The sequence below is a fragment of the Streptomyces rubellomurinus genome (genome assembly GCF_000961885.1).
Lineage (GTDB): Bacteria > Actinomycetota > Actinomycetes > Streptomycetales > Streptomycetaceae > Kitasatospora > Kitasatospora rubellomurina.
Window position 1 is genome coordinate 1 of the sequence record NZ_JZKH01000241.1, and the last position, 1,365, is coordinate 1,365.

A 1,365-nucleotide genomic window follows, 5' to 3' on the forward strand; every position below is an offset into this window, starting at 1 on the left:
CTGCTCGTCCACCTCCGCCGCATACGGAGCGATCTTCGCCTCGGCCAGCGAACGCACCGCCTCGCGAAGCATCTGGTGCTCCTCGGAGATCCGGAAGAGATCGAAGTCCTGGCCCATGATCGGCACTCCTGTTCACGACGGTACTCAGTACCCTTCATTATGCATGCGCGCAGCAAAAAGGGAACTCAGTGCCTTCACAGGGCGGCACTGAGTTCCCTATCCTTTTTCTGCCGAACTTCTGCCGAACGATCCGGTCCGATCACAGCCCGAGCGCAGGCCGAGCGCAGGCCCAGCGCAGTCCGAACGCAGGGAGACGAACAGCGTGGTCCACTCAGTCATCGACACCGACAGCAGCTGCACCACGCTGTACTTCCAGCGCTGCGCCTGGTGCGGCAACCCGACCTTCCAGCGGCTGCTCTGCCCCACCTGCGGCTCCACCGACCTGCGGCTGGAGCCCAGCGAGGGCACCGGCGTGGTCCGCCGCTGCGAGGTCGAGCAGGCGCGCACGCCGCTGGTCCGGCAGAAGTCGCTGATCCGGATGGCGGAGGGCTTCGACGTCTGGTGCATCGTCGGCGGGCTGCGCAGCACCGTGCCGGTCGGCACCCGGGTGCGGCTGGAGCCGGTCGAGGGCGACCAGTCGGAGCTGCGGCTGCTGCCCGTGGAGGAGTCGCAGCCGGTGCCGGACACCGAGCCGCGCCCGCTGCCGCCCGCCCAGGGCGGCTTCACCCAGCACCTGGCCGCGTTCGCCGACTGACGGCCGGAGGGCGCGGCCCCGGGGTACCGGGTGCCGCGCCCAGGGGCAGCGGGCGGACGACGAAGGGCGTGGCCCCGGGGGTACCGGGTGCCACGCCCTTTCGCGTGCCGTGCGGGGAGCTCCCCGCGCGGGATCAGGCCTTGCGGGCCTTCGCCTCGGCGGTCAGCTGCGGCAGGACCTCGAAGAGGTCGCCGACGACGCCGTAGTCGGCGAGCTCGAAGATCGGGGCCTCGGGGTCCTTGTTGACGGCCACGATGGTCTTCGAGGTCTGCATGCCGGCCCGGTGCTGGATGGCGCCGGAGATGCCGTTGGCGATGTAGAGCTGCGGGGAGACCTGCTTGCCGGTCTGGCCGACCTGGCTGGTGTGCGGGTACCAGCCGGCGTCCACGGCGGCGCGCGAGGCGCCGACCGCGCCGCCCAGCACGTCCGCGAGCTCCTCGACGACGCCGAAGCCCTCGGCGGCACCGACGCCACGGCCGCCGGAGACCACGATCGCGGCCTCGGTCAGCTCGGGGCGGCCGGTCGAGACGCGCGGGGTGCGCGAGACGACCTTGGCGGCGTTGCCGGTGAACTCGACCGACACGTTCTCGACGGCGCCGGCGGCCGGGGCG

Annotated in this window: 3 protein-coding genes; 1 reads left to right on the forward strand and 2 read right to left on the reverse strand. The window is 71.8% G+C overall.

Annotated elements, in window-relative coordinates:
* A partial coding sequence (locus VM95_RS41105) for an acyl-CoA dehydrogenase family protein (RefSeq protein ID WP_167353000.1) occupies nucleotides 1-117 on the reverse strand: 117 nt, incomplete at its 3' end.
* Between the two features lie 205 nt (nucleotides 118-322).
* Here VM95_RS41105 and VM95_RS37540 point away from each other — a divergent pair.
* On the forward strand, nucleotides 323-754 hold the full coding sequence (locus tag VM95_RS37540) for a Zn-ribbon domain-containing OB-fold protein (protein ID WP_052706965.1): 432 nt from the start codon (nucleotides 323-325) through the stop codon (nucleotides 752-754).
* A gap of 133 nt (nucleotides 755-887) precedes the next feature.
* Here the strand turns inward: VM95_RS37540 and VM95_RS37545 are convergent.
* Nucleotides 888-1,365, reverse strand: a 478-nt coding sequence (locus VM95_RS37545) for an electron transfer flavoprotein subunit alpha/FixB family protein (protein WP_045705923.1), incomplete at its 5' end; no start/stop codon positions are given.